21 protein-coding genes are annotated in these 22,417 nt (G+C 35.2%); 10 read left to right on the forward strand and 11 right to left on the reverse strand.

Annotated elements, in window-relative coordinates; genetic code table 11:
- Positions 1 to 106 precede the first annotated feature (106 nt).
- The 5 genes from udk to C8C87_RS11340 all read left to right on the forward strand — a co-directional run bounded on the left by udk (position 107) and on the right by C8C87_RS11340 (position 5,669).
- Positions 107 to 715 carry a uridine kinase gene (gene udk, locus C8C87_RS11320; protein ID WP_099714582.1) on the forward strand — a complete coding sequence of 203 codons (609 nt, stop codon included), beginning with the start codon at positions 107 to 109 and terminating at the stop codon, positions 713 to 715.
- A 140-nt stretch (positions 716 to 855) separates the two neighbouring features.
- Positions 856 to 1,176: a septum formation initiator family protein gene (locus C8C87_RS11325; protein ID WP_099714581.1), complete on the forward strand. Its 321-nt coding sequence runs from the start codon at positions 856 to 858 to the stop codon at positions 1,174 to 1,176.
- 62 nt (positions 1,177 to 1,238) lie between these two features.
- Positions 1,239 to 2,603 (forward strand): methylmalonyl-CoA mutase subunit beta, encoded by a 1,365-nt coding sequence (locus tag C8C87_RS11330; protein ID WP_121342679.1) that lies wholly within the window; start codon positions 1,239 to 1,241, stop codon positions 2,601 to 2,603.
- A gap of 67 nt (positions 2,604 to 2,670) precedes the next feature.
- Entirely contained in the window at positions 2,671 to 4,809 is a 2,139-nt protein-coding gene (gene scpA / locus C8C87_RS11335; protein ID WP_099714579.1) for a methylmalonyl-CoA mutase, read from the forward strand.
- 341 nt (positions 4,810 to 5,150) lie between these two features.
- Positions 5,151 to 5,669, forward strand: a complete 519-nt coding sequence (locus tag C8C87_RS11340) for a hypothetical protein (protein WP_099714578.1) — start codon at positions 5,151 to 5,153, stop codon at positions 5,667 to 5,669.
- Positions 5,670 to 5,739: 70 nt separating this feature from the next.
- Here C8C87_RS11340 and C8C87_RS11345 read toward each other — a convergent pair whose 3' ends face one another.
- The 5 genes from C8C87_RS11345 to dapF all read right to left on the reverse strand — a co-directional run bounded on the left by C8C87_RS11345 (position 5,740) and on the right by dapF (position 9,872).
- A complete protein-coding gene (locus tag C8C87_RS11345) occupies positions 5,740 to 6,387 on the reverse strand; it encodes a peptidoglycan-binding protein LysM (protein ID WP_099714577.1) in 648 nt (215 codons plus the stop codon).
- A gap of 97 nt (positions 6,388 to 6,484) precedes the next feature.
- Positions 6,485 to 7,363 (reverse strand): DUF2279 domain-containing protein, encoded by an 879-nt coding sequence (locus C8C87_RS11350; RefSeq protein ID WP_121342680.1) that lies wholly within the window; start codon positions 7,361 to 7,363, stop codon positions 6,485 to 6,487.
- Between the two features lie 44 nt (positions 7,364 to 7,407).
- A complete protein-coding gene (mltG, locus tag C8C87_RS11355) occupies positions 7,408 to 8,448 on the reverse strand; it encodes an endolytic transglycosylase MltG (protein WP_099714575.1) in 1,041 nt (346 codons plus the stop codon).
- Between the two features lie 89 nt (positions 8,449 to 8,537).
- Entirely contained in the window at positions 8,538 to 9,071 is a 534-nt protein-coding gene (locus tag C8C87_RS11360) for a GNAT family N-acetyltransferase (RefSeq protein WP_121342681.1), read from the reverse strand.
- 18 nt (positions 9,072 to 9,089) lie between these two features.
- A complete protein-coding gene (gene dapF, locus C8C87_RS11365) occupies positions 9,090 to 9,872 on the reverse strand; it encodes a diaminopimelate epimerase (protein ID WP_121342682.1) in 783 nt (260 codons plus the stop codon).
- A 137-nt stretch (positions 9,873 to 10,009) separates the two neighbouring features.
- Between dapF and C8C87_RS11370 the strand changes: the two genes are divergently transcribed.
- Both C8C87_RS11370 and C8C87_RS11375 read left to right on the forward strand, forming a co-directional pair.
- The gene (locus C8C87_RS11370; protein ID WP_121342683.1) at positions 10,010 to 11,410 is read left to right on the forward strand and encodes a S1C family serine protease; all 1,401 of its coding nucleotides are present in this window, start codon (positions 10,010 to 10,012) and stop codon (positions 11,408 to 11,410) included.
- A 158-nt stretch (positions 11,411 to 11,568) separates the two neighbouring features.
- Positions 11,569 to 13,017: a glyceraldehyde-3-phosphate dehydrogenase gene (locus C8C87_RS11375; RefSeq protein WP_121342684.1), complete on the forward strand. Its 1,449-nt coding sequence runs from the start codon at positions 11,569 to 11,571 to the stop codon at positions 13,015 to 13,017.
- Positions 13,018 to 13,298: 281 nt separating this feature from the next.
- Here C8C87_RS11375 and C8C87_RS11380 read toward each other — a convergent pair whose 3' ends face one another.
- Positions 13,299 to 14,705 (reverse strand): APC family permease, encoded by a 1,407-nt coding sequence (locus tag C8C87_RS11380; protein ID WP_121342685.1) that lies wholly within the window; start codon positions 14,703 to 14,705, stop codon positions 13,299 to 13,301.
- A gap of 441 nt (positions 14,706 to 15,146) precedes the next feature.
- On the opposite strand from C8C87_RS11380, the gene C8C87_RS11385 reads away from it, so the two are divergent.
- Entirely contained in the window at positions 15,147 to 15,647 is a 501-nt protein-coding gene (locus C8C87_RS11385) for a hypothetical protein (protein ID WP_121342686.1), read from the forward strand.
- Positions 15,648 to 15,903: 256 nt separating this feature from the next.
- Here C8C87_RS11385 and C8C87_RS15805 read toward each other — a convergent pair whose 3' ends face one another.
- Positions 15,904 to 16,044: a hypothetical protein gene (locus tag C8C87_RS15805; RefSeq protein WP_158589745.1), complete on the reverse strand. Its 141-nt coding sequence runs from the start codon at positions 16,042 to 16,044 to the stop codon at positions 15,904 to 15,906.
- 341 nt (positions 16,045 to 16,385) lie between these two features.
- Here C8C87_RS15805 and C8C87_RS11395 point away from each other — a divergent pair, with 341 nt between their 5' ends.
- Together C8C87_RS11395 and C8C87_RS11400 are read left to right on the forward strand one after the other, a co-directional pair.
- Positions 16,386 to 16,775 (forward strand): hypothetical protein, encoded by a 390-nt coding sequence (locus tag C8C87_RS11395; RefSeq protein ID WP_147402371.1) that lies wholly within the window; start codon positions 16,386 to 16,388, stop codon positions 16,773 to 16,775.
- An 89-nt stretch (positions 16,776 to 16,864) separates the two neighbouring features.
- Complete coding sequence (locus C8C87_RS11400) at positions 16,865 to 17,725, forward strand: NAD(P)-dependent oxidoreductase (RefSeq protein WP_121342689.1); 861 nt, start codon at positions 16,865 to 16,867, stop codon at positions 17,723 to 17,725.
- Positions 17,726 to 17,844: 119 nt separating this feature from the next.
- Here the strand turns inward: C8C87_RS11400 and C8C87_RS11405 are convergent, their stop codons facing one another.
- The 4 genes from C8C87_RS11405 to C8C87_RS11420 form a co-directional block, all read right to left on the reverse strand.
- Positions 17,845 to 18,072, reverse strand: coding sequence for a CDGSH iron-sulfur domain-containing protein (locus C8C87_RS11405; RefSeq protein ID WP_091164708.1), 228 nt, complete (start codon positions 18,070 to 18,072; stop codon positions 17,845 to 17,847).
- 236 nt (positions 18,073 to 18,308) lie between these two features.
- Positions 18,309 to 19,457, reverse strand: a complete 1,149-nt coding sequence (locus tag C8C87_RS11410) for a cytochrome-c peroxidase (RefSeq protein ID WP_099714565.1) — start codon at positions 19,455 to 19,457, stop codon at positions 18,309 to 18,311.
- Between the two features lie 21 nt (positions 19,458 to 19,478).
- Entirely contained in the window at positions 19,479 to 20,948 is a 1,470-nt protein-coding gene (locus C8C87_RS11415; protein ID WP_147402372.1) for a hypothetical protein, read from the reverse strand.
- Positions 20,935 to 22,413: a RagB/SusD family nutrient uptake outer membrane protein gene (locus C8C87_RS11420; RefSeq protein ID WP_121342691.1), complete on the reverse strand. Its 1,479-nt coding sequence runs from the start codon at positions 22,411 to 22,413 to the stop codon at positions 20,935 to 20,937. The genes C8C87_RS11415 and C8C87_RS11420 overlap by 14 nt, the downstream gene beginning before the upstream one ends.
- Positions 22,414 to 22,417 lie beyond the last annotated feature (4 nt).

Consider the following 22,417-nt stretch of genomic DNA (forward strand, 5'->3'; position numbering starts at 1 on the left):
TAACGAGCAATAAATATATTAAATTAGCAAGATTTCCTCAAAAAACAAAATCCACTCCCAATTAAATTCCTATTTTTGTCGGGATAAAATACATAACAAAAAAATTATGCTCATTATAGGAATTGCAGGTGGTACAGGAAGCGGAAAAACAACCGTTGTACATCAAATCATGAATGAATTACCAGAAACCGAAGTAGGAATTATTTCGCAAGACTCGTATTATAAAGAAAATCACGGACTATCATTTGATGAAAGAGCATTAATTAATTTTGATCATCCGCGTGCCATTGATTTCGAATTATTGGTCACTCACCTTAAAGAATTAAAAGAAGGAAACAATATCCATCAACCCGTTTATTCGTTTGTAACGCACAATAGAACGGACGATACTGTTTTCACACATCCTCGAAAAGTGATGATTGTGGAAGGGATTTTAATTTTGGCAAACCCAGAATTAAGAGAATTATTTGATGTAAAAATATACGTTCATGCTGATTCTGACGAACGATTAATCCGTCGTATGAAACGCGATATTGCTGAACGTGGCCGAGATATGCATGAAGTAATCAACAGATATCAAACAACATTGAAGCCAATGCACGAGCAGTTTATAGAACCAACCAAAGCATTTGCAGACATTATTATACCAAACGATAAATACAACACGGTAGCCATTGATGTAGTTCGTGCGGTAATAAATCAAAAAATTCTATAATTTAATTGTAATTTTAGTGTAATAATTATTAGGAGCTATTTCCCGCTTTCCGTTTCAATCTTTTAGTAGGTGCATCTTCCTTCGTCATCATCACCTACTAAAAGGATTTTCACTGTAATCGGGGCTAAAAAAAATAAAAAATGACAAATCCGTATAAAGACAAACCTTGGTTTAAATTTTTAAGTAACAAATATGTCTGGGTGTTGTTATTTTTTGCTACTTGGATGATTTTTTTGGACAACTATTCCTATTTCGGGCATCGAGTTCTAGACAAACAAATCAACGAATTAGAAGACAATGCCAATTATTATAAGGAAGAAATAAAAAAGGACCAAGAGAACATCAAGCAATTAAAAAATTCAGAACAGATAGAAAAATACGCCCGAGAGAAATACTATATGAAAAAAGATAGTGAAGATATTTATATCATTGAATTCGAAGGTGACACGATTGAAAAATAAAACACCAAGTTTCAGCTCATTTCCAATAGGAAAAAGCTGGAATTAGGAAAACCATAAACAAAATGACAACAAATCTTTTCGATGATTTCAATCCCATTTCCTCAAAGCAATGGAAACAAAAAATCCAATTTGAACTCAATGGAGCGGATTATAATGAAACGGTAGTTTGGAATTCTCCCGAAGACATCCAAGTGAAACCTTTTTATCACAAAGATGAGTTCTCTAAAGCTTTCTCAGTAACTACAAAAGCGACAAATTTCAAAATTTGCCAAAACATATTTGTTTACGATATTGAAAAATCTATTGAAAGAGCATTAGATTCCTTGAGTCGTGGTGCAGACAGCCTTCGTTTTACAATAGAAAACGAATCGATTGATATTACCAATCTATTGGAGAAATTACCTTTAGAAAAAGTTATTGTTTATTTTAATCTGGGGTTTATTTCAATCGATTTCGTTAAAAAAATAGATGCATTTGCCAAGAAAAACAACACCACTATTTTCTGTAATCTGGATCCAATTGGGCAATTAGCCAAAGATGGAAACTGGTTTACAACCAAAGAAAAAAATAATTTCGAAACACTGAATTTACTTTCGACTGCAACACCATCTGTATCGTTAATAAGCATTAATGCGGCATTGTATCAAAATGCCGGTGCCAACATGGTGCAGCAAATTGCCTATAGTTTAGGACATGCCAATGAATATTTCAACAGGGTTGAAGCTATAAACAAACCCATTGTTTTTGAAGTTGCCGTGGGGACAAATTACTTTTTTGAAATTGCAAAACTGCGTGCTTTACGATTACTTTTTAATCTGATTGCCAAAGAATACAACCACAACTTAGATTGCAACATCATTGTTTCGCCTACAAAACGAAACAAAACTTTATACGATTATAACGTGAATATGTTGCGTACCACAACCGAATGTATGAGCGCAATTATTGGCGGAGCGGATGCTATTGCTAATTTGCCTTATGATGCGTTGTACCACAAAGACAACGAATTTGGTGACCGAATTGCCCGAAACCAATTGTTGATTCTCAAAAACGAAAGTTATTTTGATAAAGTTAATAATCCGGCTGACGGTAGTTATTATATCGAAAATCTTACTAATCAATTAGCTGAAAAATCATTGGCTTTATTCAAAGATATAGAGGCAAATGGCGGTTTCCTGAAACAACTTAATGATGGAATCATCAAAAGAAAAATTCAAGAAAGTGCTGATACTGCACAAGCATTATTTGATAACGGTAAAGAAATTTTATTGGGAACAAACAAACATCCCAACAAACAAGATAAAATGAAACACGATTTAGAGCTGTTCCCTTTTGTAAAAGTCAAACCAAGAAAAACATTGATTACACCCATAATCGAAAAACGTCTGGCAGAAAAAATAGAACAAGAGCGACTTGGTCTTGAATAAGATTCAGCAATTTCGACTAATCAAAATTAAAAATTCATCAGCATTCGTGTAATTCGGGACTAAACAAATGAAAAGAAAAGATTTACAACATATAAAATTAGAAAGTACATCGTTGAAAGTGGAGAATGAAAATTCTTTGGCTGATGCATTTCTAACCGCAGAAGGAATCGAACTAAAACCAACATATTCAGAACAAGACATAGAAAATCTTACTCATCTTGATTTTGGCGCTGGTTTTGCACCCAATTTACGCGGACCTTATGCAACAATGTACGTCCGCAGACCTTGGACCGTTCGCCAATATGCAGGATTTTCAACTGCTGAAGAAAGTAATGCTTTTTACAGAAGAAACCTAGCTGCGGGTCAAAAAGGACTTTCCATCGCTTTTGATTTACCTACTCATCGTGGTTATGATTCGGATCATGAACGTGTGGTAGGCGATGTAGGAAAAGCAGGAGTTGCGATTGATTCCGTGGAAGATATGAAAGTATTATTCGACCAAATTCCGCTAGATGAAATGTCCGTTTCTATGACGATGAATGGCGCTGTTTTACCTATTATGGCTTTCTATATTGTCGCCGCCGAAGAACAAGGCGTAAAACCCGAGTTACTTTCCGGAACGATACAAAATGACATTCTGAAAGAATTCATGGTACGTAACACGTATATTTATCCGCCAACGCCTTCGATGAAAATCATTGCAGATATTTTTGAATTTACCAGCAAAAAAATGCCCAAATTCAACTCGATTTCCATTTCAGGATATCACATGCAAGAAGCGGGAGCCACTGCTGACATTGAATTGGCTTACACTTTGGCTGATGGATTAGAATACATTAGAACTGGATTAGCGACCGGAATGAAAATTGATGAGTTTGCTCCACGATTATCCTTTTTCTGGGCGATTGGAATGAACCATTTTATGGAAATTGCCAAAATGCGTGCGGGAAGAATGATATGGGCAAAACTGGTAAAACAATTCGAACCAAAAGACGATAAATCATTAGCCTTGAGAACCCATTGTCAAACTTCGGGTTGGAGTTTAACCGAGCAAGATCCTTTCAATAATGTGGCACGAACCTGTATTGAAGCAGCCGCAGCCGCTTTTGGAGGAACACAATCTTTGCATACCAATGCCTTGGATGAAGCCATTGCCTTACCTACGGATTTCTCGGCAAGAATTGCCAGAAACACACAGCTTTATTTACAAGAAGAAACTAAAATTACCAAAACTGTTGATCCTTGGGCCGGTAGTTATTATGTAGAAAGCTTGACGAATGAGATTGCCGAAAATGCTTGGAAACTTATTGAAGAAGTGGAAGAACTTGGCGGAATGACGAAAGCCATTGAATCTGGAATCCCGAAACTTAGAATCGAGGAAGCGGCCGCAAGAAAACAAGCAAGAATAGACAGCGGACAGGATATTATTGTGGGTGTGAATCAATATAGATTAGAAAAGGAAGATCCGTTACAGATTCTGGATGTGGATAACCAAATGGTTCGCAAGCAACAATTGGAACAATTAGACCGAATCAAAGCGACTCGAGATACAGAAAAAGTCCAAAATTCATTAAAAAAACTAACCCTTTGTGCGCAAACAGGAGAAGGTAATTTATTGGAAATTGCCGTTGAAGCCGCTAGAAACCGAACAACATTAGGAGAAATCAGTGATGCATTAGAAGCGGTTTTTGGAAGATACAAAGCACAAATTAAATCCTTTAGCGGTGTGTATAGTAAAGAAATAAAAGACGACAAGAGTTTTGAAAAAGCAAAACAATTAGCAGACGAATTTGCTAAAAAAGAAGGACGTCGCCCTCGAATAATGATTGCCAAAATGGGACAAGACGGGCACGATCGTGGTGCAAAAGTTGTGGCTACCGGTTATGCCGATGTTGGTTTTGATGTAGACATTGGCCCACTTTTTCAAACACCAGCCGAAGCTGCCAAACAAGCCGTAGAAAACGATGTGCATATTTTAGGGGTTTCTTCTCTAGCGGCCGGACACAAAACTCTTGTGCCGCAAGTAATTGAAGAGCTAAAAAAATACGGTCGAGAAGATATTATGGTGGTTGTAGGCGGAGTAATTCCTGCGCAAGATTATCAATTTTTATTTGATTCTGGTGCTGTTGCCGTGTTTGGGCCAGGAACAAAAATTAGTGAAGCTGCCATTAAAATATTAGAAATTTTAATGGGCAGTTTCGAATAAAAAAGAACACTATAATTTTCAATTCTATCTAAAGCACTAATCAAAAGATTGGTGCTTTTTTTGTTTTTTATTAAAAAGGAAAAACATACTATTCCTATTAAAAAAGAAATGATTTAACTGATTTTATTAACATAAGTTATGGTATAAATTAACGCAAAAAATTGAATTAAAAAGCTAAATTTACATAAGCATATTCATTTTTGTTAAAAATTTAAAATTGTAAATTACTGATATATAGATAATTAAATAACTAAAGAAGGGGAAGTAAAACAGCAAGCCTTAGACTATATTAGTTTATTACAATTACGAAAAATCATTAATTAATTTAAAACTTAAATATTATGAAAGCACTTATTATTATACTTTTTTTAAGCGTTACTATAGCATCATACTCACAAGAAACTCCAAAGGGAAAAATTAAAATCGAAGAATTACCTGGCGTAGTTATTAAAAGAGTTGGCTCCGATTTTTCTGTTTATATTCCTGACAACAATCCTGACCAAAGAGTACGAACTGTAGAAGAAAAATTTATTGCCTTTGATTTAGGTAAAGATGCTGAAGGGTTTGAAGAATACCTTGTAGTAATGGAAGTAAAAAACGGCTCTTTGACCGCAACTTACAATGAAAACGGGAAATTAATACGCGTTGTGGAAGAATTCAAAAATGTAAAACTTCCCGGGGAGGTTATCTATTCTATTTATCGAGCATATCCCGGTTGGTCCATTGTAAATGACAGTTTCCTCTATTCACAGGCAGAAGGAGATATCATCAAAAAACAATATAACATTAAAATCAAAAAAGATAAGGAAACCATGAAATTAGTGGTTCGTCCGAATGGGGAAATTCTTAAAGCGAAATAAATCTGATTTAGAATCAAAAAAAGGCTGTCTAAAGTAATTTCAGACAGCCTTTTATATTTTGTTTAAACTATTAAATCTGTATGTTTTTTACATTTGCATTGCCATCAGCAACAATAAATGAAGTATCATAACCACCAAATAGTTTCATATATGTTCTTATGGAAGTTCCGTAAGCATCTCTAAAATAGCGCTTACCCTTATTTTTAAAATACTTTTTTACTGATCCTGCACCGCCAAGATGAGCCGCAGCTAAAATTCCAGATTCAGTAACGTGTATTCCGTTGAGAATTGTTCCTTCGTATTTTTCTATTTCCTTTTTCAGTTCCCATTTATTTTTAGCCAAAAGTGCGATAAATGCTTTTTCCTGTAATTCAGGACTATTTAAAAAAGTAGAACTATTACGAACTCCAACAGACTTTAAAGTCTCAATACCAAATTGGTATTTCCCTAAATATCCTAAAGAATTGATTTTTCTATATTTACTTTCAGATTCTCTGTATCCGATTGCTTCCTTAAAGCCAACGAAAAAATTTCCAGTAAAAGGGATGTTCAAATTGATGTAATCTTCTTGCTTTTCAGAAGGAAATAAGTAGTGTGTTCCTTCTTCTTCATTGATAAGAAACCAAGGGCTGGTTTCTAAGTTAAACGGTTTAAAACCTGAGCTTAAAAAAACTGTAATTACAGTCAGACTAGTGTAAAAATACCACTTCTTTATCATAAATTGTTTTTCTTCAAAACGCTGTCCCGTTAAGAAATTTCTATGCGCAAAGATACAACAAAAATAATTATACTGATAATCAAGCAGTTAAACTTTTCTAAAAATAGATTAAGTGGTATTTTATATCGTTTAAGTGCACAAATTCAATTGTGGGTGCAGGAATCTTAACGGTATTAAGAACGGAGAAAACGGTCTTCAAAAAATGGGATTTGGTCTTAATTTTTGTCAAATCTACATCCAAACTCAGGTAAAATTGTCTGAATCTTTTTGGATTCGAAGTTAAAACAGGGGGTGCATCTTCTTTATTTCCAGTTATCATACCATCAGCCCCATAACCCAAGGCCAAGTTAAGCCATTTTGGTATTTTTGAGCCTTTAGCGAAAGAATGCAAATTGATCGAGAGCCAATAGGTTTGTCCATTGTAGTCTTTTAGAATCTGTTCTGTAAATGAACTTCCTAAAACTTCAGGTCTGTAACCGGCATATTTTGTAGTATGAAAAGAAAATTTAGGCGTAATACGCTGTTCCTTCCATATTAATTCTTGTGAAACATATAAAGCTGTCCCGGAAGCATTTGCCACAACATCACCTAATGAAGCGCCCCATTCAGAGGAATATCCATCTAAAACCTCAACTGCAGTTAAAAATGCAAAGCCTAAACCCGCTCCATACAGCATTTGATTTTTTTTATTGGCACCACTCCATTGTAGCATTTCGGCACCAAATCGTCCCAAATGATACGACGAAAATACATGACCGGCTTTATCCATTTGGAGCCACTCAGCATTGTCATTTATAAAATGAAAATCAGATTTGGGATACTCGGCGTACCAAGCTTGATTCAAAGCTATTAAAGTTCCCGTAGCCAAAACTGCTTCGGAAATGATAACTGTATTTTGTCTTTTAATATCTAAAGAATCGGATGGTTTGAAGAAACTATCCGCTGTATTTTGAGCAAAACCAGTTTGGAAAATCATCCAAAACAGCAACAAAAAGACAACTTTTTTATTCCGCCCCAAAACTATCTTTTTACGCCTTGGCTGTTGATCCAATCCGAATATTTTTTGGCGTTTTTATTGTGTTCCTCTAATGTAGCGGCAAACTCGTGGTATCCAAAGCGCTCTACACTGGCGCAGAAGTAAATGAAATTATTTTTCTCAGGATCTAAAACAGCTTCTAATGCTGTAATATCAGGCATCGCGATAGGTCCCGGAGGAAGTCCCACATTCATATACGTATTGTACGGATGACTCATTGTCAAATCATTGTAAAAAACCCTTTTGATGACTTGGTCAAAATCATTCGATTTCTTTTTCATCGCAAAAATAACGGTTGGATCTGCTTGCAATGGCATTTGCGCTCTTAAACGATTCAAATACACGCCTGCAATTCTAGGTCTCTCGTCTTTTTTAACGGATTCTTTGTGTACGATTGAAGCCAAAATAGTAGCTTCAATAGGAGTTAATCCTTGTTTTTGTGCTTTGGCAACTCTTTCTTTATTCCAGAAATTACGGTATTCCTTAATCATTTTATCGCGAAACTTTTCAGCAGTGGTATTCCAATAAATCTCATACGTATTAGGAATAAACATTACCAAAACATTCTCTTCGTTAAAACCGTTTTCTTTCAAGAAAATAGAATCTTTAAACGAAGTCAGTAATGATAAACTGTCGGCTTCTATTTGAGAACCTACACGTCCGGCTAAATTCTCCACTCTTTCCTGATTATTGAATGCTAATTTCACAGGTGAATTAAGTCTTAAGGTTTTTACCAATTCATAACTGTTCATTCCTTTTGTGAATAGAAAACGACCCGGAATTACATTATCAGAATAGCCTCTTTTATTTGCCACCATTTCAAAACGGTCCATATTCTCTACATACGGCGCAATTATTTTTTTAACATCTTCGTATTTAGAATCTGTCGGAACATATACATACACTTCTTTATCTGTAAATTTTGTATTGGCAGAAAAAATTTGTTTCAACAGTATTAATCCATAAATCATTAATATTGATATTAAAACAACAGAAGCAATGGTGATAATTTTCTTAATATTCATAGGTGGTATTGTTATTTTTTGGAATCAGAACCGTGTCATTCTTCCTATTTGTTTGATTTTGAAACGATACTGATTCAAAACTAAAAAATTTAAAATTTAGTATTGATTAATTGAAAAATAGCTTCGTCTTTATAAACCCCGTTCACAAAGGTCCAGTCTTTCTTCACGCCTATTATTTCGAATCCAAATTTAGTAAAAAGAGCTTTACTAGCTTCATTTTCGGTTCCTATATTTGCATATAATTGATGTAAATTAAGATTACAAAAAGCATATTCAATTAATAGCCCCAAAGCTTCTGAACCAATATTCTGTTTTCGGTTTTCGTTGTCTTGGATAACGATACCTACTCCTGCCCTGTTATTCTTTGGATCAAAATCAAATAAATCGATTAAACCCAAGGCTGGAAAATCCTGATCTTGACAAATAGCCAATCTCAATTGCTTGGCTTCATAAATATCCTGATGGGCATTTTCTAAATATTGTTTGACTAAAAACCGGCTGTAAGGCGTGTGCGTATTACTAACTTCCCAAATACTCTGGTCGTTTTCTATGGCATACACAAACTCTAAATCATTGGGTTCTAATGCACGAATATAGATATTGTCGCCTTTTAATGTTTTCATTTTTGATTTAGAATTTGTTTAAATCTCAATCGTTCCTTTAAATACAAATTCTGCCGGTCCTTTCAAGAAAACGTCTGTAAAATGTCCTTCTTTTTTATCAAAAGAAACGACTAATTTTCCGCCTTCAACATTCAAATCAATAGAAGAAGCATCCGTTTTTCCTAAAACATTCATTGCAATTGCAACTGCTGTAGCGCCTGTTCCACAAGAAAGGGTTTCGTCCTCTACGCCTCTTTCATACGTTCGTAACGAAAAAGTAGTGTCGTCAATTTGTTTTACAAAATTGATATTACTTCCTGCTTTCCCATACAAATCTCCGTATCGAATGGCTGCTCCGTTTTCCTTTATATTGTAATTTTCTAAATCGTCTACCAGTTGCACATGGTGCGGCGAACCGGTATTTAGAAACACATGATCTGAACTCACTTTTACCTCAGCAACATCTATCATTTGTAGCGAAACCAATCCGTCATCTTCAATAGTCGCGTGGTGCAAACCATCTGTAGCAATAAAAGTAGTGTTGTTTTGGATTACGTTCAGCTTTTTGGCGAAAGCCACTAAACACCTGCCGCCGTTACCACACATAGAACTTTGGTTTCCGTCAGAGTTATAATAGACCATTTTGAAATTAGTTTCAGAGTCATTTTCCAATAAAATAAGACCATCGCCTCCTATTCCAAAACGTCTGTCACATAAGTGCGCGATGAGTTGTGTATTCTCCTTTGGAAAAAACTCCGAACGATTATCAATCATGACAAAATCATTTCCTGTTCCTTGGTATTTATAAAATTCTAGTTGCATTTTAATTGAATTGAGTTATACAAAATTACGAATTATTAATGAAATGTTAATCATTGTTAAAGAGCGTTAAACTGTATTTTGCGAAGCTAATTTAGTTTTATTTTTACGAGTAAATATCTTAAAAAACGAATTTAATTATGAAAAATTTTTCAACACTTTTTTTGGTTTCCCTGTTGAGCGGAGTAGTAACACTAGGTTCATACAAATTATTATTTGACACCAATGGATATTTTTCTAATGATAAAAATTCAGGAGTCACAATGGCATCCGATTCTTACGGAAAGAAAGTAGGATTATCATCGGAAGTACTTGATTTTACTGAAGCTGCAGAAAAAACAATCCATACGGTGGTACACGTAAAAAACGTTTCCCGAAGAACAATTACGAATCCCATTTTAGAATATTTTTATGGGTATAAAGGAGGACAATCCCAGGAGCAAGTGGGAACGGGTTCTGGCGTAATCATTTCTGAGGACGGTTATATCGTAACCAATAATCACGTAATTAAAGGTGCATCAGAAATTGAAATCACCTTAAATAACAAAAAATCGTATCAGGCAAAACTCATTGGAACCGATTCTAAAATGGATATTGCCTTATTGAAAATTGATGCGAATGAGAAATTACCGTACACTGTTTTTGCCAATTCTGATTCGGTGAAGGTGGGCGAATGGGTTTTGGCTGTCGGTAATCCGTATAATTTAACGTCCACGGTAACCGCTGGAATTGTTTCGGCGAAAGCCAGAGATTTAGACACCAGCGGAATCCAGTCTTTCATACAAACTGATGCTGCGGTAAATCCTGGAAACAGCGGTGGAGCCTTAGTGAATACGCGTGGTGAACTGATAGGAATCAACACGATGATTTCCTCCATGACGGGTTCATACGTAGGATATTCGTTTGCGGTTCCTTCGAATATTGCCCGAAAAATCATTGAGGACCTTATGGAATTTGGGAATGTACAACGTGGAATTCTTGGAGTTGAAGGAGGCGAATTGAACAGCATTAGTTCTAAAGAATTAGGCATAACACAAACACAGGGATTCTATATTAATAAAGTAACCAAAAATTCCGGTGCCGAGAAATCAGGACTTGGAAAAGGCGATGTCATCATCAAATTAGACGAACAAAATGTGGCTACTTTTGCTGATCTTTCCGGATACATCAATACGAAAAGACCGAATGATAAAGTTCAGGTTACGTATATCAGAGATGGAAAAACCAGAGTGGTTCCTGTAGTTTTAAGCAAAAATGAGTTTTTCAATGCTGAATTTAAAGGCATCGAATTAGAAAACATTGAGGCTGCTGACAAGAAGAAGTTCAAAATTGATTACGGTGTACGAATCAAATCCATAAACAGCCAAAACCTGAAGCAATACGAAGACGAGTTGATAGGGAATATTATCTTGAGTATTGACAATGTAAAAGCTACCGATGTGGAAACGGTATCCAAACTTTTAAGTAAAAAAGAGGAAAACCAAACTGTACGAATCGAAATGATTAATAAAAACGGAGAAATTATGCGTGTGATTCTTTAACACATCCGAGTTTTGAAAAAACAAAGCCATCTTGAAAAAACAAGGTGGCTTTTTTATTTTATAAATAATTCATAAAATGCGTTACGAAATCGATTGAAATGGGTACTTTTGCGCAAATTTTAAAAAATACAATCACTTATTTTCATTAAATTTTCAACATGGCTACCACAACTTTATACGAAAAAGAAGTTACTTTTCAAGCCGACAGGCGACGTGCAGGAGTAAAACTGATTAAAATCATCAGCGATTTATGGTATGATAAATCCATAGAAATGGTCTTATTCCGAAATCAATTAATTGACAGAAATGTCAGTGACATTATCAACCTGCATGAATATGCTGCCGAATTTGTAGGCAAACCCATTTCAGTATTTGACTCGGTTAAAATTGCAAAAGCTATTTTAGAATTGAATTTACCACCTGCAAAATTAGACATTGGTAAACTGACGTATGAATACGGTTTAGAAGAAGATAAATATCCGGATGCCAAGTATTTTGTAATTGACAAACTTAAAAACGCTAAAGACTCTGAAGAAATTCAGCCGAAAGATGTTGTGCTATATGGTTTTGGACGAATCGGTCGATTATTAGCCCGAGAATTAATGTCTAAAACCGGAAAAGGAAGTCAAATGCGATTGCGCGCTATTGTGACACGTGATAAAAATGACGCCAATTCTCTTGAAAAAAGAGCTTCCTTATTGCGATATGATTCCATTCACGGCGATTTTCAAGGATCAGTAACTGCTGATACTGAAAATAATGCTTTGATTATCAACGGAACAACTGTTCACGTTATTACTGCAAACGGACCTGAAGAGATTGATTACACCCTTTTTGGAATCGACAATGCATTGGTAATTGACAACACAGGCGCTTTTACAACCCACGAAGCATTAAGCCGACATTTGGTTTCCAAAGGTGTGGATAAAGTATTGCTTACCGCTCCCGGAAAAGGAGTTCCAAATATTGTTCATGGCGTAAACCATAACGAATACAATCCTGACGAAATCAACATTTTTTCGGCTGCGTCGTGTACTACCAATGCGATTACACCAATATTAAAAGCTGTTGAAGATACATTAGGAGTTGTAAAAGGACATCTAGAAACCATTCATGCCTACACAAACGACCAAAATCTTGTGGATAATATGCACAAAAAATACCGTCGTGGTAGAGCAGCAGCCTTAAATATGGTAATTACCGAAACGGGTGCCGGAAGTGCTGTTGCAAAAGCATTGCCAAGCCTTGCCGGAAAATTAACCTCAAATGCGATTCGGGTACCGGTTCCTAACGGTTCATTGGTAGTCTTGAATCTTGAAGTATCCAGAGAAACATCGCTGTTAGAAATCAATGCCATCATGAAAAAATATGCGTTGGAAGGCGAACTGGTAGAGCAAATCAAATATTCTTTGAATAACGAATTGGTTTCTTCGGATATCGTGGGAACATCGGCTCCTGCCATTTATGACAGTAACGCCACAATCGTTTCTACCGATGGTAAAAATATCGTGTTATACATTTGGTACGATAACGAATACGGATACAGCCACCAGGTAATCCGATTAGCAAAATACATTGCCAAAGTAAGACGTTTTACGTATTACTAGCCTATAGATTACAGGTTGATGGTTGCAGATTGTAATTTTTAGTTTTTTAGTTTTTAGATTTAGATTGAAGAAAGCAGCAACCCAGCCTGAATTAAATAGAAAATCCGTCGCGTTATCAAAACGAGACGGATTTTTTTTGTTATTCTACCGAATTTAGCCACAGATGACGCGGATTAAACGGATTTTCACTGATTTCCAAAAAATTATATTTAAAAATTCGATTTAACATCCACAAATTAATAATTAATAATTAATAATTCATAACTCATAATTAAAAAAAACTATTCCTTAGCTTTAGTCAAATAATAAACTGGAATACCTATTAGCATAATCAAAACTCCCCAACCACTTGTACTCGTTTTAGTATACAACAAAGCAATACAAATAGCCGTGGCGATAATTAGGTACAATCCTGGCAAAAATGGATATCCAAAAGCTTTATATGGTCTTTCGGCATTTGGCATTTTCTTGCGAAGAATAAATATCCCTAGAATCGTAAGTATGTAAAAAATCAAAACGATGATAACCACAAAATCCAATAAATCCCCATATTTCCCTGTTAGACACAACGCCGAAGCCCAAATACACTGCGCCCAAATAGACCAAGCCGGAACACTGGCATGATTCAATTCAGCCGCTTTCTTGAAGAAAACACCGTCTTGCGCCATTGTATAATACACTCTGGCTCCCGCCATAATCAATCCGTTGTTGCAAGCAAAAGTCGAAATCATAATCATCACAGCGATAATTAATGTTCCCACTGAACCAAAAATACTTTGCGAAGCCACAACAGCCACACGATCAGATTCTGCCGTAGCAATTTCATACAAAGGCACTACTGCTAAGTACATAATATTTGCCAAAATATAAATCACACTCACAATTAAGGTTCCTAAGAACAAACTCAATCCCACATTGCGTTTTGGATTTTTTATTTCACCAGCGATAAAAGTTACCCCTTCCCAGGCCACACTGGAGAACATTGAACCTACTAATGCTGCCGAAATTCCAGATATCAAAGCTGTTCCGCTGATGGGTAACCAAGAACCCGTTTCCACATTTAGTGTTTGTGACGTCCAAGCGTTGGTCCAGTTTGCGTCCCAAACTTCTGCTTTGGCAGCCATAAAACCAAAAATAATCAAACCTGCCAACGATAAAATTTTGATAACCGTCAGAACCGTTTGTAAAATCTTCGAGTTTTTCACCCCGCGACTGTTCACATAACTCAACAAAATAATGGTAAAAATAGAAACAATCTGAGCCGCATTGAGTTTGAAATCCCCAATCTCGTATAAAATATTCTTATCACTTAAAGGCGCGTACAAATAGGCGGCAAATTTAGCAAAAGCCACACCCACGGCAGCAATGGTCCCAGTTTGAATCACGGCAAAAAAGCTCCAACCGTATAAAAAACCCACCAGTTTCCCGTAGGCTTCCTTAATGTACACATATTGACCACCCGCTTTAGGAAACATCGCGCTCAACTCGCCATAACTCACGGCGGCAATCACCGTAATAGCGCCCGTAAGCACCCACATAGCAATCAACCAACCGGCAGAACCCAACTGGCGAACCATATCGGAGCTTACAATAAATATCCCGGAACCTATCATAGAACCCACCACAAGCATGGTTCCGTCGAGTAATCCTAATTCTCTTTTAAAATCGTCTGGTTTTTGGTCTTCCATATTTTTTGGTTTTGGGGTTTTGGTTTTAGTTGGCTAAAGATATACTTTTTTTGGAAATTTCATAAATTGAAGGAGGAAAGTGAGAAATTCAAAATAAAGAGTAAAGAGACAAGAGCAAAGAGTGAGGATTAACTAACCGATCGTTCATTTGGGCGTGACCCTGCAGCAGCTTTGTCGTTCCTCCTCGCTACTTTGGGTCGGGCGGTACGCTGTATCTTTATTTTCTTAAAGAAAGAAAATAAAGGATGCCGCTTCCCTCCCTCACGCAAACCGCAACAACTATCGTATTTATTCCTTTCAAGAAAATTGTAAGAAAAATTTAATATATTTGAGAAAAATAAAAACGAAATAAAGTTTCGCCAAGCCACGCATATTTTGGTGCATATGCGAAGATTTATTTCGCCTATATACAAGTTGTATGCAAGGTTAAAAACCGAAAAAATGAGAAAATATCTTTTAATAATTAGCTTTTTGTTTTTTAAAACTTTTATTTACTCTCAAGATTTTATAAAATCCGATACTTTAAAATCTGAAAGCGAAGTATATAGAACATCTCATATAAGTATGGGAAACTCAGGTTTGACAAAATATTTTAAAATTTTAACTTGCGACTCTTCAGACTTTAAAAAAATTGAACTTGAAATAATCAACTGTTATACTAAACATAAACTTGAATATACCGAATTTTATATTATCTGTATTCCAAATTATATTAAACTTCAATCAAATAAAGAAACAGACATTCTAATGAAATTTATTAATAAAATTGATGCTGAAAGAATGAATTTAAATTTATCTACTGCTTTAATTAAATTAAAATACGATTTTAAAAATAATAAATTTGAATATTATTTAGACGAACCAAAAAAAGATTTAATCGAATTTAAAGACTATAAACTAAATATAAAACCAAATGAAGTTTGTATGTTTTTAAGACGCTAAAAAGCCTGTATAAAACACACGCTACAAGCAATTTGGTTATTTGGCTTAATGGAAAAATTGGTTTGTATTTGGAAGATTTGGCAAATCCGAAGATAAGGCTTAATTTAATCCCAAACCCGCTGTAGTGTCAGAACTTTGGCAGTAATGTTAAAAACCCGAAACGCAATTGAATGAAATTACATGTTTTAAATAAAGTAGTATCTTTATTAATAATATTGCTGAATTTGTATTTTCTGCCTTATACAGTTATCCAGATTTATACAAATGGTGGAGCAATGGGTTTTGGCTTGATGTCCTTATCATTTACGTTATCAATCAATTTATTGTTAATTCCTGCAATCTTAATTTTTAAAAAAAGATTTGAAAATAGTATTTTTATCTTAATACTTAATTCCATAGGATTTATAATTTCATCATTAATTTTTTTCTTACTAATTACAACGCCGAACTTTGAATAGAATAACAAAAAAAAGTCAAAATAATTTCAATAATAGTAGGAAGTATAATTCTATTTTTCATGTGTGTTTATTTATATTTTACAGATTTTGGGAGCAAAGGAATTTTATCAAACGATCCCCTGCTAGCGCGAGCGTACCGCTCGTGATGGGTGTTAATAGATTAATATGATTTTAGTTTGTGCCAGTCATTAGATTTTTTTTTTAAAATATAGTGAGATAATAATTGTGTTCACGAGCGGACGCTCGCTCCAGCAGAGAATCCGAAAAGAATTAAAGTAAAATGAAAGAAAAAACAGTTCGAATTTTTGGATGGATTTCAGTTATATTTTATTCAATAATGGCACTTATAATGTTTCTAATTTTAATTTATGAAAGTCTAGATATTACTGCATTCTTGACTTTAACAATATTTACAGGGATGGCTGTTACCGGCTGGAACGCTAGGAGATTTGGATTGAATGATTTTAAACATAAACTCATCATAAAACTAACAGCTATATTTTCATTGATTTTTGGATGTGTGTTTGCGATTCTATCGCCATTTATTTTTTCCAAGAGTTACGGCATTGGTGACTCATATGAGCCTATTGTCGTTTTGATTGTTATGTTTCTTCCTTCGATAATATCGTCATTAGCAATTCTGATAAAATATAAAGTTCAAATAAATTAAATCCCGACCGCGCTGATATGCAACAATCGTTCGCGCACTTTTGCAAACTGTGCCCATAATTAGCAAATAATCTAAATAACACAAAAACTATGAATACATTAAAATTAGGATGGACAGGTCTTGGCAACATGGGAAATCCAATGGTGATGAACCTGCTCAAAGCGGGTTTTGAAGTATCCGTTTTCAATCGCACCAAAGATAAAGAAGCGCCATTACTGGCTGCAGGAGCAAAATCAGCAAGCAGTTTGCAAGAACTAATGGAAACTTGTGACGTCGTTTTGACCATGTTATCCAATGACGCAGCTGTCAAAGAAGTTTTTGAAGGACCAACGGGTTTATTGTCTAAAACCAATCCTGGCAAAACCATCATCAATATGAGCACGGTTGCTCCAGAAACCTCGCGTTATTTAAACACGATTTGCAACCAACATAACGTACATTTTATAGATGCTCCCGTTTCTGGAAGTGTAAAACCAGCACAAGACGGAACTTTAGTCATTCTCGTGGGCGCATCAACTGAAGACTACGAATTAGCCAAACCGATATTTGACGTTTTGGGTAAAATTGCGATTCACGTAGGCGAACCGGGCGTAGCAAGTTCAGCTAAATTAGCCATCAATTACCTATTGGGATTGAACCTTCAAGGAATAGCTGAAACAGTTTTATTTGCGGAGAAAAACGGCGTGAGCAAAGAAGATATGCTCAACATCATCAATCAAGGCGCTTGTGGCAACGGAATTACGAATATCAAAACGCCTTCCATTCTGAACGATTCTTATCCGGCAGCATTTGCTTTGAAACATCTCGTTAAAGATTTAAGACTGGCCAAAGAAGCCGGGCTCGATTCCCCGTTGATTCATCCTTTGTATGACAGTTATGCCGCAGCAGAACAAGAAGGATTAGGCGATCAAGATGTTATGGCGATTATCAGCAGTTTAAAGAGCAAGTGATATTTGGATATTATTTTGGGAATAAAACCCTTGCCAACAAATAAGTCACCCAAAAACATAAAAAAAGCTAAATCCATAAAGATTTAGCTTTTCTCATTTAATCAAATCAGAAAATGATATTACTTCGTTTTCATTGGTGGCAAGTCAAATGCAGCTGATTCATGCTCAAAACCATTGCGGTGTGAACCATCACAAAAAGGTTTGTTCACTGATAATCCGCAACGGCAAAGACCCAAAGCGGTTCTTCCTTCTAATCCGTATGTTTTTCCTTCACAGTCTGTTATTTCGAAATCGCCTTCTATTTTTATAGATCCATTGCGATTGATTGTTAGTTTTGTTTTGCTCATAATGCTTTTAATTTTTTAGAGTTCAAAGATTGCAAAATATTTTAGGACCTTTCTTCATTGCTGCGCTTTTTTATGATTCCAAATCGTAATTTACATTAATTCTATTTTATGCTATGCTAAAATCAAAAAACAGCTCAAGCCAACAAAAGGAGAGTAATAGTTATTCCTAAAAAAAAGATTCTAAATAATCACTGCTGATTGTTTAGAATCTTTTTCGTTACGCTATTTAATAAAACTTATTGCGGCATTTTTGGTGTTGCAATTCGCCCATTTGGCGAGCTTAATGTTTCTATAAATGCCAAAAGAGCATTGATTTCGGTTCTGTTTAAAGCCAGTTTTTTTAGAATTGGAGATGTTACAGGCAACAAAGAATCACGAGCTGTTCCTAAATACTTGGTTTGAACCGGTGATGGATTACCTAAATTATAAAATTCCACCACATCCAATAAACTTGGGAAATGCCCATGGTGCATCCATGGTTTTGTATTTACAACCTCTCTTAATGTTGGCGTTCTAAATTTTCCAAGATCTTTTTTATCATGTGTAACATTGTAACGACCAAAATCCTCATCTTTTGTCCCAAATAATGTTTGTCCATCATTATGAAATTGATTGTCGCTAAAATAAGGCGTATTGTGACAGTTGATACATTGCGCTTTGGTTCTGAACAAATGCAATCCAGTTACTTGTTGATCCGTATACGCATCTGATTTTCCGCTAACAAACTGGTCAAATTTACTTTTCGGACTTTTTATCGTTCTTTCATAGGTGGCAATCGCATATTGTATTCTTTGCAAAGTAACCTTTTCGTCACCAAAAGCATCTGTAAACAATTTACCGTAGCCATTTACAGCAACGATTTTATCAACAGCAATAGTTAATTTTTCATTCATTTCTAAAGGATCGGCAATAGGAAACTGCGCTTGATCTTCTAAACTGGAGGCACGCCCGTCCCAGAATAATGTTTTGGCATACCCGGAATTCAAAATAGTCATGGAATTTCGTTTTCCATTTTGTCTATTATGACCAAAAGAACGTGTTAAATTATCCGTCCAACCCAATTCTGGATTGTGGCAGGAAGCACATGCAATTTGCCCACTCACTGATAATCGGGGATCAAAGAATAATGTTTTACCTAAAAATGCTTTTTCTTTTGAGTATTTATTATACTCTGGATAAGTCATTTCTGGTAGCGGTCCAATATCTTGAAAAGTAGCTTTATCAACGTTCTTGTCCAAAGCAGGTTTTGGCCACTTCGCTGGATTTCCGCTGGAATACATTTGTCTTAAATCTTTTATGTCTATATATTCATTTTGATCATCTTTTTTGTAAGCAGATAAAAAAATCAACAAGGCGACTGGCAGTATGATGTGTTTTATTTTCATTTGTGACTACTATTACTAATTTTATAAACTAATTTCTTTGAGACAACTCTCGCTTATTGGAGTCGGTTTTGGATACACTCTGTTATTAAAAATTCTGTATTGTGAGGAAACTGTTCCGCCAAACAGAGCTGTATTTGTTGCTTTTAATTCGAATGAAATTTCAAATAAACCGGCACTAATTTCTCTATATGTTCCGCCGCCGGAAATACCAATGCTGTAACTTTTACCATTCGTTCCCGCAATAGTAATGTACTGTGGAATCACTAAAACAGCACCTTTTGTTTTACTATTTCCATTTTCAGGGAAAAATTCAAGCGCAGAAGTAATATTAAATCCAGGAGAATTTGCAGCCGAAATACTTTCATTAGAAAACCATCGTTTCAAACCGAAAGAATTTGTTGTATTAGTCCCCGTAGTAACATTAAACCCAATTTTGAAAGCATGATGGTACACATCATCTGTTGTGCTTGGAGTTCCTTTATCACTGTATAAAATGGCGTTTTCTGAACCAGCAGGAACAACCACAGGAAATGTAAATGCATTAAAAGTCTGCCACGCACACACGCCGCTTCTATCAAACCAATTCTCTCCATAAGTCAGGTAAAAAGGATTGGATAAATCATAGAAATTTGCTGCTGTATTTGCCGCCGTATCTCGGATTGATTTAATAGGTTTCACGATTTGAAGAACCGTATTTCCTGTTGTCTTGTACGTATCTGAATTGACTAATGCAATATTAGTTTGATAAAAAACATCATCATTTTTTATATTTTCCAAAAGTTTCAAACGATAGGTTACGCTGTTTCTATTGTCACCAAAATCATCGTGCGTCAATGTATAATTAAATCCATTCAAAAACTCAAACATCTTATTATCATTAATCTCTGAAGGTATAAAACCGTTAGGAAAATCGACTTTAAATACGATTTCTTCACCTATTTCGCCTTTTATTTCAAACCTGTTTATCGGAAAAGTGTAGGTTGTTTTTACCTCATCAAGATTTACTTCGAAACTATTATTAGGAGCTACAGTATTCAGATTTCCTATAGTAATAGCGGGATCTGAGCTTTCTTCAAGTTTTAAAGTAATCTTTTGCTTCGTGCTCCATCTTTTGTCGAAAGACAAATATATAGTATCCGTAAGTTGATTACCCATAAATGAGATTTGGTCCAATGGTTTAACGCTGAAACTATTGCTATCTCCTGTTCCTGTTATGCTATAGGTCACAAAAACAGGTTTTTTCAAGGTGGAAGACGATAAAGTTACCGGTATTTTTAATGGTTTCACTGATTTGTTCGTGTAACTGGCCACCGGAACTAAAGCGCTGTTCAATGTGGGATATTCTAAAGGCATATTGTTACTGTTCACCAATACATTGAACCGTACAAATGGATCAACATTGTCTGAATTTAATTTATAGTCATCCTTTGAGCAAGCAGTAAACAGGCTTAGGATTAAAACTGCTATCGATATAATTTTAATAGGATTCATTTTGCTGTAAGTTTGAATTAAGATTAATATTCTTTCTTGGAATTGGCAATACAAATTTTGGAGATGGATAATCCAAAGTACAGTTTAGCGACAAACATCCGTCATTTCTTGAAACCCCTTTATTTCTTCTGGCCAAATCAAAAAAGAAATGTCCTTCAAAACAAAGTTCTTTTCTACGCTCGGTTAGCAACACTTGTTCTAAATTATCCGTGGTTGTCAATAAAGTCGCTTTTGCTCTGCCTCTGATGGTATTGATATCCGCTTTTGTTGTTTCTAAATCTCCAAGTTCTAAAGCTGCTTCGGCACGAATTAAATAGAGTTCACTTAATCTGAATGCCAAATATCCCGGATTATCCTGAAACTTTTTGGTAAAATAATAATTGACATTAATAAATACTCCATTAATCAATGTAGGAAGTGCTTTTTCTAAAAACAATTGCTTTCTAATATCAGTAGATTCATAAAGTCCTAATAAATCTTGAGAAGCCACGTATTTATTATAATTAGTATTTGAAAAATACCCGAAAAAACTTGATAAAGAGCCTCCAACCTCACCGCCACTATCTCTAGGAATAGTAAACTCCAATAAATTTTCTGAAATGGGAAGATCTGTCTGTTCCCATTGTGAGATATAATTTTCAGTTACCACTAACGAAACCCCGGAATTTAAAATAACATCATTGGCGGTGGTAAATGCATTTTGCCAATCGTTCTTAGACAGATACACTCTTGCCAATAATGCCTTTGTATTTTTACTGTTAAAATACGAATACGATGGCCCAGTTAAAAGTGAATTATCCGAAAAATTATCTAAAGCCGCTTTTATATCCTCAATAATAAAAGAATATGTATTCGTTAAAGTTTCTCTTTTAGGATAGGTTATTCCATCGGTTAAAGTCGTTTTATTGTACACAATTCCTAATTGAGTATCTGGCGAAGTACTTCCTACAGCCTGACTGTACACTAAAGTCAATAAATAATGAGAATAGGCTCTTATTGCAAAAGCCTCGGCTTTAATTTGATTTTTTTCAATGTCAGTTGCATCCGATAAAGCATCAACATATTCTAAAATTAAATTGGTTTGATTAATTACATCATAACTTTCGTCATAAAAAGTGGTGAAATCACTATCGAGTGCCTGATCTTGGAACGAATATACATTTTCAAGATTTATTGGCACCGTAATCTGACCTCTGCTACTTCCAGATACAGTAGGAGAAAATTTAAGATTCCCACCTTGCAAATCTGCATAAACGGCAAAGCGCTCGCCTCTTACATTAGCTTCAAGTGATTGATAAATGCCATTTAATGCGTTTAAAACTCCTTTTTTAGTGGCTAATTGTTCCGTAATTGACGTTTGGGAACCTGGCTCCTGTTCTAAAAAATCACTGCAACTTTGCAATGAAAAAAGAACAACTAAAATCATTAATAATCTGTGGTTATATGTTATTTTACAGTAATTCATCGTA

The sequence above is a fragment of the Flavobacterium sp. 120 genome (assembly GCF_003633605.1).
GTDB lineage: Bacteria > Bacteroidota > Bacteroidia > Flavobacteriales > Flavobacteriaceae > Flavobacterium > Flavobacterium algoritolerans.

What these genes read in the sequence shown, in the direction of transcription:
- udk (WP_099714582.1), top strand. Translation starts at nt 107, where the DNA reads ATGCTCATTATAGGAATTGCAGGTGGTACAGGAAGCGGAAAAACAACC.
- C8C87_RS11325 (WP_099714581.1), top strand. Translation starts at nt 856, where the DNA reads ATGACAAATCCGTATAAAGACAAACCTTGGTTTAAATTTTTAAGTAAC.
- C8C87_RS11330 (WP_121342679.1), top strand. Translation starts at nt 1,239, where the DNA reads ATGACAACAAATCTTTTCGATGATTTCAATCCCATTTCCTCAAAGCAA.
- scpA (WP_099714579.1), top strand. Translation starts at nt 2,671, where the DNA reads ATGAAAAGAAAAGATTTACAACATATAAAATTAGAAAGTACATCGTTG.
- C8C87_RS11340 (WP_099714578.1), top strand. Translation starts at nt 5,151, where the DNA reads ATGAAAGCACTTATTATTATACTTTTTTTAAGCGTTACTATAGCATCA.
- C8C87_RS11345 (WP_099714577.1), bottom strand. Translation starts at nt 6,387, where the DNA reads ATGATAAAGAAGTGGTATTTTTACACTAGTCTGACTGTAATTACAGTT.
- C8C87_RS11350 (WP_121342680.1), bottom strand. Translation starts at nt 7,363, where the DNA reads ATGATTTTCCAAACTGGTTTTGCTCAAAATACAGCGGATAGTTTCTTC.
- mltG (WP_099714575.1), bottom strand. Translation starts at nt 8,448, where the DNA reads ATGAATATTAAGAAAATTATCACCATTGCTTCTGTTGTTTTAATATCA.
- C8C87_RS11360 (WP_121342681.1), bottom strand. Translation starts at nt 9,071, where the DNA reads ATGAAAACATTAAAAGGCGACAATATCTATATTCGTGCATTAGAACCC.
- dapF (WP_121342682.1), bottom strand. Translation starts at nt 9,872, where the DNA reads ATGCAACTAGAATTTTATAAATACCAAGGAACAGGAAATGATTTTGTC.
- C8C87_RS11370 (WP_121342683.1), top strand. Translation starts at nt 10,010, where the DNA reads ATGAAAAATTTTTCAACACTTTTTTTGGTTTCCCTGTTGAGCGGAGTA.
- C8C87_RS11375 (WP_121342684.1), top strand. Translation starts at nt 11,569, where the DNA reads ATGGCTACCACAACTTTATACGAAAAAGAAGTTACTTTTCAAGCCGAC.
- C8C87_RS11380 (WP_121342685.1), bottom strand. Translation starts at nt 14,705, where the DNA reads ATGGAAGACCAAAAACCAGACGATTTTAAAAGAGAATTAGGATTACTC.
- C8C87_RS11385 (WP_121342686.1), top strand. Translation starts at nt 15,147, where the DNA reads ATGAGAAAATATCTTTTAATAATTAGCTTTTTGTTTTTTAAAACTTTT.
- C8C87_RS15805 (WP_158589745.1), bottom strand. Translation starts at nt 16,044, where the DNA reads ATGGAATTAAGTATTAAGATAAAAATACTATTTTCAAATCTTTTTTTA.
- C8C87_RS11395 (WP_147402371.1), top strand. Translation starts at nt 16,386, where the DNA reads ATGAAAGAAAAAACAGTTCGAATTTTTGGATGGATTTCAGTTATATTT.
- C8C87_RS11400 (WP_121342689.1), top strand. Translation starts at nt 16,865, where the DNA reads ATGAATACATTAAAATTAGGATGGACAGGTCTTGGCAACATGGGAAAT.
- C8C87_RS11405 (WP_091164708.1), bottom strand. Translation starts at nt 18,072, where the DNA reads ATGAGCAAAACAAAACTAACAATCAATCGCAATGGATCTATAAAAATA.
- C8C87_RS11410 (WP_099714565.1), bottom strand. Translation starts at nt 19,457, where the DNA reads ATGAAAATAAAACACATCATACTGCCAGTCGCCTTGTTGATTTTTTTA.
- C8C87_RS11415 (WP_147402372.1), bottom strand. Translation starts at nt 20,948, where the DNA reads ATGAATCCTATTAAAATTATATCGATAGCAGTTTTAATCCTAAGCCTG.
- C8C87_RS11420 (WP_121342691.1), bottom strand. Translation starts at nt 22,413, where the DNA reads ATGAATTACTGTAAAATAACATATAACCACAGATTATTAATGATTTTA.